General features: G+C 36.8%; 9 protein-coding genes and 1 pseudogene. 7 read left to right on the top strand and 3 right to left on the bottom strand.

The annotated features are described in order from the left end of the window. From ACI4WO_RS04755 to ACI4WO_RS04765, 3 genes and pseudogenes are all read left to right on the top strand, one after another. Positions 1–225 (top strand): annotated as a pseudogene (locus tag ACI4WO_RS04755) (lysophospholipid acyltransferase family protein); the annotation flags it as partial. Continuing rightward, positions 212–2179 carry a bifunctional 4-hydroxy-3-methylbut-2-enyl diphosphate reductase/30S ribosomal protein S1 gene (locus ACI4WO_RS04760; protein ID WP_439806415.1) on the top strand — a complete coding sequence of 656 codons (1968 nt, stop codon included), beginning with the start codon at positions 212–214 and terminating at the stop codon, positions 2177–2179. The pseudogene ACI4WO_RS04755 and the gene ACI4WO_RS04760, both read left to right, overlap by 14 nt. Positions 2180–2273: 94 nt before the next feature. After that, on the top strand, positions 2274–3077 hold the full coding sequence (locus ACI4WO_RS04765) for an SGNH/GDSL hydrolase family protein (protein ID WP_439806416.1): 804 nt from the start codon (positions 2274–2276) through the stop codon (positions 3075–3077). Between the two features lie 145 nt (positions 3078–3222). On the opposite strand, the gene ACI4WO_RS04770 is transcribed toward ACI4WO_RS04765, so the two are convergent. Next, the gene (locus ACI4WO_RS04770) at positions 3223–3402 is read right to left on the bottom strand and encodes a DUF1540 domain-containing protein (protein WP_439806417.1); all 180 of its coding nucleotides are present in this window, start codon (positions 3400–3402) and stop codon (positions 3223–3225) included. 233 nt (positions 3403–3635) lie between these two features. Between ACI4WO_RS04770 and ACI4WO_RS04775 the strand changes: the two genes are divergently transcribed. The 4 genes from ACI4WO_RS04775 (at position 3636) to ACI4WO_RS04790 (ending at position 9136) form a co-directional block, all read left to right on the top strand. Further along, positions 3636–5894: a hypothetical protein gene (locus ACI4WO_RS04775; protein ID WP_439806418.1), complete on the top strand. Its 2259-nt coding sequence runs from the start codon at positions 3636–3638 to the stop codon at positions 5892–5894. Positions 5895–6021: 127 nt separating this feature from the next. Further along, a complete protein-coding gene (locus ACI4WO_RS04780; protein WP_439806419.1) occupies positions 6022–6267 on the top strand; it encodes an NAD(P)H-dependent oxidoreductase subunit E in 246 nt (81 codons plus the stop codon). Between the two features lie 27 nt (positions 6268–6294). Further along, a complete protein-coding gene (locus ACI4WO_RS04785; protein WP_439806420.1) occupies positions 6295–7971 on the top strand; it encodes a [Fe-Fe] hydrogenase large subunit C-terminal domain-containing protein in 1677 nt (558 codons plus the stop codon). Further along, complete coding sequence (locus ACI4WO_RS04790; protein WP_439806421.1) at positions 7964–9136, top strand: SpoIIE family protein phosphatase; 1173 nt, start codon at positions 7964–7966, stop codon at positions 9134–9136. The genes ACI4WO_RS04785 and ACI4WO_RS04790 overlap by 8 nt, the downstream gene beginning before the upstream one ends. A 108-nt stretch (positions 9137–9244) precedes the next feature. On the opposite strand, the gene ACI4WO_RS04795 is transcribed toward ACI4WO_RS04790, so the two are convergent. Both ACI4WO_RS04795 and ACI4WO_RS04800 read right to left on the bottom strand, forming a co-directional pair. Further along, the gene (locus ACI4WO_RS04795) at positions 9245–9490 is read right to left on the bottom strand and encodes an IreB family regulatory phosphoprotein (protein WP_439806422.1); all 246 of its coding nucleotides are present in this window, start codon (positions 9488–9490) and stop codon (positions 9245–9247) included. Between the two features lie 145 nt (positions 9491–9635). Then, a complete protein-coding gene (locus ACI4WO_RS04800; RefSeq protein ID WP_439806423.1) occupies positions 9636–11021 on the bottom strand; it encodes an MATE family efflux transporter in 1386 nt (461 codons plus the stop codon). Positions 11022–11374: the final 353 nt, after the last annotated feature.

The raw sequence follows: 11374 nt of genomic DNA on the forward strand, positions 1-11374 counted from the left end.
GCACTGATTGCCGCAAGATCAGGAGTACCGGTAGTTCCAGCCGGCATCGTCTTTGAGGGAAAACTTCATTTCAGAAGCCGGGTAACTGTGAAATACGGAAAGCCTGTAATGCCGGATGAAATACATGTGGGCGAGGACATTAATCCCCACGAGCTTAAAGAAATAAAAAAGAGAATCATGGGAGAAATAAAAGAACTTGTGGAGGAAGGAAATGGCGGAAATTAAAGTTGCCAAGTCAGCCGGTTTCTGCTTTGGAGTCGACAGGGCGGTCAAGCTGGTTTACAGCGAACTTGAAAAAAAAGATAAAAAGGTAGTTACACTGGGACCTATTATTCACAATGCTGATGTGGTAAATGATCTCACTGACAGAGGAGTAAGAATCGCTCAGAGTGTGGAGGAGCTCAAAGAAGGTGAAGAAGCGGTTATTCGTTCCCATGGAGTGGGAATGGATATTTACAGTGCGCTTGAAAAAAAGGGGAATACTTATATTGATGCGACATGTCCTTTTGTGGCAAGAATACATAAAATTGTCAGGGAAAAAACGCAGGAAGGATATTTTATTCTGATTGCCGGGGATAAGAACCATCCTGAAGTGCAGGGAATTGTTGGTCATTGTGACGAAAATTACTTCGTTTTTAAAGATGAAACGCAGTTAAAAAGTTTTTTTAGTAAAAATTATAAAAATTTAGAAAAAAAGCTTGCAATTGTTGCTCAAACAACGTATAATATATTAATATGGGGAGAGTGTTTAAAGGTTATTCCAAAGGATGACGATAACATTCTTGTTTTCGATACGATTTGCAGTGCAACCTCTCAGCGTCAGTCAGATGCAGCACTTCTTTCAAAAGAGGTTGACGTTATGATCGTGGTGGGCGGAAAAAACAGTTCCAATACAATCAAGCTTTATAATGTTTGTTCTGAAAACTGTCCGTCATACCATATAGAAAATGCGGACGAGCTTTATGCATTAAACCTGAAAAATGCTGATAAAATAGGCATTACTGCCGGGGCATCCACACCGGCTTATATAATTAAGGAGGTACAAAATACCATGGCTGAAATCTTAGAAGATGACATTAATTTTGAGGAGGCACTTGAACAGTCTTTCAAAAAAGTACATACAGGAGAGCGAGTTAAGGGCTATATTGCCGCAGTTAATAACAGCGAAGCAATTGTAGATATCGGAACAAAGCACACCGGTTATGTTCCGCTTTCTGAACTGACTGATGACCAGACAAAGAAGCCTTCAGACATTGTAAATGTCGGAGATGAGGTTGATCTGATTGTAACAAAGATCAACGATCAGGAAGGCATTGTTATGCTTTCAAAGAAAAAAGTTGACGAACTTGTCGGCTTTGACAACATTTCAAAGGCTAAGGAAGAGGACGCAGTACTCGACGGCGTTGTATTAAACGTTGTTAAGGGCGGTATTCTCGTTTCTGTTGACGGAGTAAGAGTTTTTGTTCCTGCTTCACAGACAGGTCTTGGCAAGGACAAGAATCTTGACGAACTTCTGAAAAAGAAGGTTCAGCTTAAGATTATTGAAGTAAATGAATCACGCCGCAGAGCAGTAGGTTCAATCAAGGCAGTTGCAAAGGCTCAGAAGGAAGCAGCAAAGGCTGCATTCTGGGAAACAGCTGAAGTCGGCAAGGTTTATAAGGGCGAAGTAAAGTCAATTACAAGCTACGGTGCATTTGTTGATCTTGGCGGAATTGACGGAATGGTTCATATTTCTGAACTTTCATGGAGCAGAATCAAGCATCCGAGCGAAGTTGTCAAGGTAGGAGATGTTCTTGAAGTTTACATCAAGGATCTGGACAAGGAAGCAGGCAGAATTTCCCTGGGATTCAAGAAGGCTGAGGATAATCCTTGGGTTAAATTCCAGAATAATTACAATGTAGGCGATGTTGTTAAGGCAAAGATCGTTTCTATTACACCTTTCGGTGCATTTGCTCAGATTATTGAAGGCGTTGACGGTCTTATTCATATTTCTCAGATCGCAGACAAGAGAGTTGAAAATGTTAGTGACGTTCTTTCTGTAGGTCAGGAAGTTGATGTAAAGATCACTGAAATTGATATTGATAAGAAGAGAATCAGTATCTCAATCAGAGCACTTCTTGAAGATGCAGAAGCTGAAAATGCTGAAGAAACAGAAGCTGCTGAAGAAGTAACTGAATAATAATCAGTTTGAAAAAATATAAAAATCATCGGGCGAGCATTAACTCGCCCTTTGCTTTGCAAAAGAGGTTATTGTGTTGAACGGAAAAGGAAAAATGACAGCTGTATTATTATGTATGGCGGTTTTGCTTGCAGGATGCGGTCAGGCAAAGGCTCAGGTGAATGATGCTCAGGCTGCTGAAACATCATCAGTTTCGGTTACAAGTGAAACTGATGCTATAGAGTCTGCTGAAACAGAAGCAACGTCTGAGGCGGCAACAGAAAACACTTCTGAAAGTGAAACTATGGAAAGTTCAGAGAATGAAAGTTATACTGATATTGAAGACAGTGAATTTGAAATTTTTAAAGAAAATGTTATAGTGATAGGGGATTCTATTGCTTTGGGTTATGGTGCCTATGAACGGCTGCCAATGAAAAATGTGTTTGCACAGCAAAGTGTAAGCCTGACTAAAATAAACGATTATAAATTCGATTATGCAGGAACTGAAATGGCTCCTCTTGATATAGCAGAGTGTATACAGCCTGAAAATATTATTTTATCTATGGGACTTAATGATATTATATCCTATTCCGCAGATGAATTTACAGAGATGTATAAAGAGTTTTCGGACAGTGTTCTTGAAAAAAGTCCTGATTCAAATATATATATTATGGGACTGTCCCCGGTAGTTTCGGATTGCAGCTATGTAAAAAATGATAAAATTAATGATTATAATGATAGTTTATCGGAATTTTTTAAAGATTATAATAAACAGATACATTTTGTAAATTCAGCAGTGGTGCTGAGAGACAGTAAGGGATTTCTTGATAATGAATATTCAAGCGGCGATGGTATTCATCTGACCGGTGCGGCATATGATTTAATGCTGCAAGAGCTTGAAGATTATTTGTATAAATAAAAACAAAGTCCGGGAAAAGCTTGACCAAAACTTTTAATTGGATATCAGTCAAGCTAAATAAGTTCAAAAAGGCGTTACAGTTTATAAAAACTGTGACGCCTGCATAATGAAAAAATAAAAGGACGGTTGAACCGTCCTTTATTTTTTAGCCGCAGCAGTTTGAACGCTTAACGAATGAATTACAGTCTGTACATTCAGGAACTGTAGGGTTAGATTCGTGAGTACCGATTCTTACAGCATCAAGTGTGCAGTAATCTTCAGTTTCCATGTTGTGTTCGCACTGCTTTACTGTGCAGTGGATGTTAGAGTTTTTCTTCTTATCCATTTCAATCACCTTTTCATAAATAATGTATTCTCATCTGAGAACAAAATTATTATTGCCTTGAAACTAAAAAACATACATAAAAATAATTAAAAAACAACATTAAACAATTATAAAATATATACAAATATCCAAAAAATTAAAAAAAATATTGACTTTACAAAATAAATTTGTTAACATGTTAAGTGTTTAAGCGTAAGCTAAATAATTTTTAAGAAATTACAGGGGGAAAAAGAATGTCAGATTTAAATGATAACAATATCCAGAATCAGACATCGGATAATTCAGGTACAGAACCTCAGATTAATCCTGATCCGATTGTCAATGCTTCAGAACCGGCATTAAGCGGAGCTGAAATTATCAGCGGTGTTGAGCCGGCAAAGAAAAGCATTACTGCAATTTTGGTTACAATTATAATTATTATAGCCGTACTTGCAGGCGGATGCGCTGCTGCGTATAATTTTATTCCGTGGGTAAAAAATAATGTTAAAATGCTCGTTAATGACCCGGAGGAATATTATGCGTGGGTAGAAAACGAAAATATGGAAAGAACTGCTGAAAAAGCAGCAGAGATTTATGACGAACTTACAAATTCAAGTGAGCAGGACTCTCAGATAGAGCTTAAGGCTAATCTGGAAACAGATGCTATTAATGCACTGATTGAAGAAAACACAGGTGCGTCTCTTTCTGAATCAGGATTTGTTATTCCTAAGGATATTATTCTTGACGGACAGGGAACAGCAATTGACGGATATCAGGCTGCAACTGTAAAGCTGAATGCTGACGGAACAAACCTGATAACTGCAAACGTTTATCTTAAGGACGGTAAATATTATTATCAGATTCCGGAACTTTCATCTGCTTACATAGCAATGGATATGGATACTATGTTTGAAAATGCATTTTCAGAAGCTTCTGCAGAAATGCCGGCAGCTTTGCCTGAAGCAGACTCTGAAAGTGCAGAGCCTGTACTGTCACTGCTTGAAAAAATGGTATCAGGAGAAGGCGCTCAGTCAATTTTAACTGATGATGAGCTTGAAGAACTTCTTGTTAAATATTTTGATTTAGTGTTTACAAATATTAAGGATGTTGAACTGGAAAAAGGCGTTGAATGCGAAGTAGACGGCGTCAAGACGGAATATAATCAGCTTACAGCTGATATTGATGAAGGATGCCTTTACCAGATCGTTAAGGATGTTCTTAAAGAAGCCAGGGATGACAAGACAATTATTAATATTGTTGAATCCACAGGCGCAATGACAAAGGATGAATACAGGGAAGCTGTAAATAATCTTCTTGACCAGCTGGGAGAATATAATATCTCAGGCGGTGAGAAAATAGGCTCCATGAATGTGTATGTTGACAGCAACGGTATTATAAAGGGAAGATCCTTTGAGCTTGATGAAGACTTTGAAGATGAGGATTTTAAAATTGACTATATGTCTGCTAAAGACGGATCTGATGAAGCTTTTGAATTTAATCTTATGGCTGATGGTGATGGCATTGCAGTTACTGGCAATTTTAAAGAAAAGTCTGATAAGAAAACCGGAGATGCAGAAGTTTCAATAATCTCTTCAGATACAGAAGAATATGATTTTAATATTCATTTTAACGATCTTAAGGCTGAAAATGAAGAAAAGGGATATGTAAGCGGTGAATTGACTTTGGATCTTTCATCTTTTGGACTGGGAGAAATCAAAGTTAACCTCGGCTCTGATGGAAAGAGTCAGGAAATTGCAACTGATCTTAACATAAACGGTACAAACTATGGCACAATATCATTAAAGTACAGCAATGAAAAACCAGATTCTGTAACAGCATTCAGTGACAGCGAAAAGGTATATAATTACACTGATGACGGAGCAGAAATGGAAGAGTATGCAAATTCAGCAGATATTGAAGGCTTCCTGAATAACTTTACTACAGTATTTGGAATTGACTTTAATTCACTTATTGGCGGAGGATACACAGAGGATCCTTTTGGTGAGACTGATATTATTGATCCGTCTGAGACAGTTATTGAAGATGATTGGACAGGAGAAGCTGATATTCCGGAATCTGTTGAATATGATTTCAGCAAAATCAAATTTCAGATTAACGGCGGAGATGTTACATTCCCGGCTAAAATAGACGGACTCCTTGATAAGGTGGATGTTGATGTTGATAAAGTTGAAGCAGGTTACTGTGAATATTTCTATTCACAGGACGGAAGCCTTGCCGTATATGTTGAGAATACTTCTTCAGCAGCTGCCGCACCTAAGGACTGTGTAATAACAGGACTTTCAGTAACTGATGAATCAGATGTAAATCTGACCGTTGACGGAATTGGTGCCGGAAGCAAGATAAGCGATGCAGTTGCAAAGTACGGCTGTAAGTTAACTGATGATAAGAACGGTTATACTTATATTGAAGATACTGGTGATGATAATTATAATCAGATCACATTATTCTATTATGACGGAGTTATATACGAAATAGATGTTGATTTCTATTAATAATTTAATTAAAAAAGCGGCGTTTATGCCGCTTTTTTCTTATATGTAAAAAAGCAAGTTGACACTTATTTTTGATTATGCTATAATTTAACTGATAAAAATTAATGTAGAATGTGGAGGAAAATTAGTGAATATATTCATATGTGTCGGAAGTTCCTGTCATTTAAGCGGCTCGGCAAAAATAATTGAACTTATGAAATCGGCTGTGGAAAAATATAATCTGAGTGAAAAGGTTAATCTTTCCGGTGCGTTTTGTCTTGGAAAATGTACAGAGGGTGTTTCTGTTAAAATTGATGATGAAATAATATGCGGAGTTTCTCCGGAAAATTTTGATGAAATATTTGAAAAATACGTTTTGGATAAAATACAATAATCTATACATAATGGAAAGGCTTTTGTTATGGAAAATTATCTTCAGTTAAAAAAATTAAATTGCAAAAACTGCTATAAGTGTATTCGTCATTGCCCTGTAAAATCAATTAAATTTTCGGATAACCGGGCTTACATAATTGCTGATGAATGTATTTTATGCGGTACATGTTTTGTAGTCTGTCCTCAGAATGCAAAACAGATTCGTAATGATGTAAATAAAGTAAAGGATGCGATTGCATCCGGCAAGAAAGTTATGGCAAGTATTGCTCCGTCATTTGCTGCTAATTACAATGGCGTTAACATTACTCAAATGAGAAACGCATTGAAAAAGCTAGGCTTTTCTGATGCTGAAGAAACAGCGGTAGGTGCACAGATGGTTACTCATGAATATGAAAAAATAACCTTTGAAAGAAAACAGAGTGTTATAATATCCTCCTGCTGTAATTCAGTAAATACACTGATACAGAAGCACTATCCGGCTGCCTTAAAATACCTTGCAGATGTTCTTTCACCTATGCAGGCACACTGCCAGAAACTGAAAAAGGAAAATCCGGATTGCTATACAGTTTTTGTCGGTCCGTGCATATCCAAAAAGGAAGAAGCTGAAAAATATCCGGGTATTGTTGACGCTGTACTGACGTTTGAAGAGCTTACTGAATGGATGGAACAGGAAAATGTTACATTTGAAGCGGCAGACGATCCGGATGGAAAATATACTTCCAGATTATATCCTACAAATGGCGGTATCCTCAGAACCATAAAAAATCGCAATGATGAATACAGTTATATTTCTGTTGATGGTACAGAAAACTGTATAAATGCTCTTAAAGACATAATTGACGGAAAAATTCAAAACTGCTTTATTGAAATGTCTGCATGTTCCGGAAGCTGTATTGGCGGACCGGTTATGAGCCGTGAGCATAAGCTTCCGGTTACTGATTTTGTTGCAGTTGACAGATATGCAGGGGACAGGGAATATGATATACCGGAATGCGGAAGTGAAGAACTCAAAAAGGATTTCAAAAGCGATATTCTTCGTAAAGCAATGCCAAGCGGACGTATTATCAATGAAATTCTTCATAAAATGGGTAAGTCAACTGCTGAACAGGAACTTAACTGCGGCAGCTGCGGATATGACACATGCCGTGAAAAGGCTATAGCAGTTTATCAGAATAAAGCGGATTTTACTATGTGTCTGCCATTTTTAAAGGATAAGGCGGAATCATTTTCAGATAAGATTATTAATAATACACCTAATGGCATAATAGTTCTTAATGAGGAACTGATAGTACAGCAGATAAATAATGCCGCATGTGAGATACTTAATATAAAAAATCAGTCTGATATTCTGAATAATCCTATTGTTATGGTTGTGAACCCTGCTGAATATCTTAATGTAATGGATACTAAAAGAAATATTCACGATAAAAAAGTATATCTTGAACAGTATGAAAAGTATGTAGAAGAAACTATAATTTATGATCAGGAATATCATATTATTATGAGTATTATGCGTGATATTACACAGGAAGAAAATGAACGTGAAAAGCGTAACATGATTTGCAGCAATACAATTGAAATCACAGACAAGGTTATTGAAAAACAGATGAGAACGGTTCAGGAAATAGCATCTTTGCTGGGGGAGACTGTGGCTGAAACCAAGGTGGCACTTACTAATCTGAAGGAGAGTTTGGGCGATGAATAATCTTTGTACAGACGTTGGGTATCATAGCCTTTATAAATACGGTGAACAGCTTTGCGGAGATCATGTTGATGTAGTGGAAAAGGGCGACGATTATACTGTTCTGGTTCTTGCCGACGGTCTGGGCAGCGGAGTAAAAGCAAGTATTTTGTCTACGCTTACTTCTAAAATTATTTCTACCATGATGGCAAATGAGATGAGTATAGAAGAATGTGTTTCTACAATTGCAGCAACACTCCCTGTATGTGAAGTCAGAAAGGTTGCATATTCTACTTTTACTATCATGAGAATTTTAAATAACAGTGAAGCAGAACTGATTCAGTATGACAATCCTCATGTAATACTTCTCCGCAACGGAAAGAATTACGAATATGAAAAGCATAAAATGGAAACAGGCGGAAAGGTGATTTATACATCTAAAATAAGTCTGTGCGAAAATGATGTTTTTATTGCAATGAGCGACGGTGCAATTTATGCCGGAGTCGGCAAATACATGAATTTTGGCTGGCAGCGTGACAATATTATAGATTATATTGAGAAACTGTATGATGATAATTATACAGCAAAAGTTATTGCAACGCTTATTCTTGATGAATGCGATTGCCTTTACGGTCATGAACCGGGAGATGATACAACTGTTGCTGCAATAAAAATACGTACCAGAAAACCGGTAAACCTGTTATTTGGACCTCCGTCAAATCCTGATGATGTTGACAAGATGATGGAAATGTTTTTTTCAAAGGAAGGCAAAAGAATTGTAAGCGGCGGAACTACTTCCATGCTTGCAGCTGAACATCTGGGTGAAAAGGTTATTCCGGATATGGATTATTTTGATCCTGATGTTCCTCCTATTGCTCATATAAAGGGGATTGATCTTACAACGGAGGGAATTATAACTATGACAAAGGTTTTGAAATATGCTCAGAATTATCTGGCGGATAACGCATGTTACTATGACTGGAGTACTAAAAAGGACGGTGCTTCACTAATTGCCAGACTTCTGCTGGAGGAAGCAACTGATATAAACTTTTTTGTAGGACGTGCAATGAATCCTGCACATCAGAATCCGGGACTTCCGATAAATTTCAATCTTAAAATGAGGGTTGCAGACGAGCTTGCAGAGTGTCTGAAAAAAATGGGAAAAAAGATAAAAGTAACATATTTTTAAGTAAATACTGCAAATAAAAACGGCTGCATGTTTTCATGCAGCCGTGAAAAATCTATTCATTTTTAAGAAGAAAATTGTGCTTTTCTTCTAATAAGAATTTATGAAGTTTTATTCATCAAGGTAAGACTTAACCAATACCTGAAGAAGCTCATCCCTGTCTATATGGCGGATAATACTTCTTGCGTTGTTGTATGTGGTTATGTATGTCGGATCCTCCGAAAGAATATAACCAACTATCTGATTAATGGGGTTGTAGCCTTTCTGAACCAGAGCATCATAAATAATAGTAAGATTTTTCTTTAATTCTATTTCTTTTTCATCGTTAACAGAAAAAGTCATTGTTTTATCACACATTGAAACTTCAGCCCCCTTTATATTTTTATTATAACCGATATTCCGTTAATAAACAAGGGATTTAAAAAAAATTTTCTGTTTTGTAACTGTTTGACATAATTTATTTATTGATTATGCACAAAAATAAAGGGGACTCAATCAATTCTCAGGCGAGTACTTCTACCTTGTTGCTGTAAATTTTTTTCATAAGGAAGCATGCTATGATTGATGATAATATTTCAGCGATAGGGAATGTCAGCCATACTATCCATGTATTGTCGCTTCCGGTTTTAGTTAGAATCATCACAAATGCCCATGCTACCGGTATAACGAAAACAAGCTGTCTGCAAATGGAAATTATAAGCGATTCCTTTCCGCTGTTGAGAGCCTGGAATATTCCCTGAAATGCAATATTTGCTCCGGCAAAAATAAAACTTACTGAAATAATTCTTATTGCACTCATACATAATTCTTCTGTTTCACCTGACAAACCGAAAATACCGGTCAGCTTTCCATCAAATATTTCAAGGAAAATAAATCCGGCAGCCATAATGATCAGAGTATACAGCATACCATATTTTATTCCGTCATTTATTCTGGACTTGCTTTTCATACCATGATTGAAGGAAACTATAGGAGTAAGGGCATCTCTGAGACCAAATGCTGCAAAAAGAATAAACTGCTGTATTTTATAATACAGACCATAAGCTGTAACGGCATTTTCACTTACTTTGCCCAGAATTATATTCATACCATATGTCATAAATGACATAAGAGCCTGAGCAATGATAGCCGGAACGCCTATAGCATAAATTTCTCCGATTATTTTTCCGGAAGGTTTAAGATAGCTTATCTTATTTGAGATTTCCTTGTTTACTGTAAAGTGGAATATAATGGCTGCGGCAAAGGAAACACACTGTCCGATTACTGTGGCATATGCCGCACCCTTTACTCCCATTTCCGGACAGCCTAAAAGACCGTAAATCATAATCGGGTCAAGAACAATATTTGTGATTGCTCCGGCAATCTGAGCAATGGTTGAAAAGATTGAACGTCCTGTGGATTGAAGAAGCTTTTCATAAATTGAAAAGAAAACAATGCCGAATGATAAGGTACAGCATATTCTTAAATAATCTTCAGCCATTTCGGCAATAACGGAATTTGATGTCTGGGATCTGATATATATTCCGGCACCGAAAATTCCGAACAGCAAAAATACAATATAAATCACTGCTCCGAGAAAAATGGCATTTCCTGCGGTTTTGTTGACTTTTTCTGAATCACTGTTTCCAAGGGATTTTGAAAGAAGTGCATTTGCGCCTACTCCTGTTCCGATTCCCATAGCCACCATAAGCATCTGTACCGGAAAGGCAAGTGTGAGAGCGTTTATAGCTTCTTCACCGCCGACTGCCATATTGGAGACGAAAGCACTGTCAACAATATTATATACTGCTTGTAAAACCATTGACAATATCATTGGAATGCCCATTGAAAGCATAAGCTTGTTGACCGGCATTGTCCCCATTTTGTTTAATTTTACTTCTTTGTTCATTAAAAACTCTCCGTTTCATAAATTCCGGTAAACAAAAAAAGCGTAAATCCATTCCTGGATTTACGCTTTTTGCCACTCGGTAATTAAATTATAGCATAATTATTAAAATCTGTCAAGGATTATTTTTCTTCTATTGCTATGTAATATGTTTTACGAACATTTACTTGTCACTGTAAAAACCAACTGAATAAGAGATTTCAAATCCAGTGAAACAAAATTCATATTGTATTTTTTGCATATTCATATGAAGTGAAATTCTCATGACCGTATATTGTACCGTATGGTATTGTTTGATATGAGAACTTGTCCACATAGAAAAAATATGATATAATACAAGTTATGAGATATACAAG

Origin of the sequence: Porcipelethomonas sp. (assembly GCF_051893655.1) — a bacterium.
Classification (GTDB): Bacteria; Bacillota; Clostridia; order Oscillospirales; family Ruminococcaceae; genus Porcipelethomonas.